The organism is Pseudomonas sp. Kh14 (assembly GCF_900291005.1).
Lineage (GTDB): Bacteria > Pseudomonadota > Gammaproteobacteria > Pseudomonadales > Pseudomonadaceae > Aquipseudomonas > Aquipseudomonas alloputida.
In genome coordinates, this window is sequence record NZ_OLKJ01000224.1 from 1 (window position 1) to 249 (window position 249).

The 249-nt window shown below is 66.3% G+C and carries 1 pseudogene; it reads right to left on the bottom strand.

From position 1 onward, the window contains the following. Positions 1-249 (bottom strand): annotated as a pseudogene (locus FQ668_RS27905) (nitrate ABC transporter ATP-binding protein); the annotation flags it as partial.

Here is a 249-nt window from a genome sequence, read left to right on the forward strand (position 1 = left end):
GCGCAATGCACTGGCGAGCTCGCGCAAATCCGCTTGGCCGGCAAACGGCTGGTCCTGCACCGCTTCGATCAGCCCGGCCAGGGCATTGCTGGAAATCGACGGCAGGACCATGCCCACGCCGCTGCCGGCAAAGGTTTCCTGGCGTGCGGAGCCGACATTCGCGCCGCCGGCCATTTGCACGTAAATGTGTTCGACCAGGGCTTGGAACGCCGGGTCGGCACGATTGCGCGGCTGGCTGAGGTCCACGCT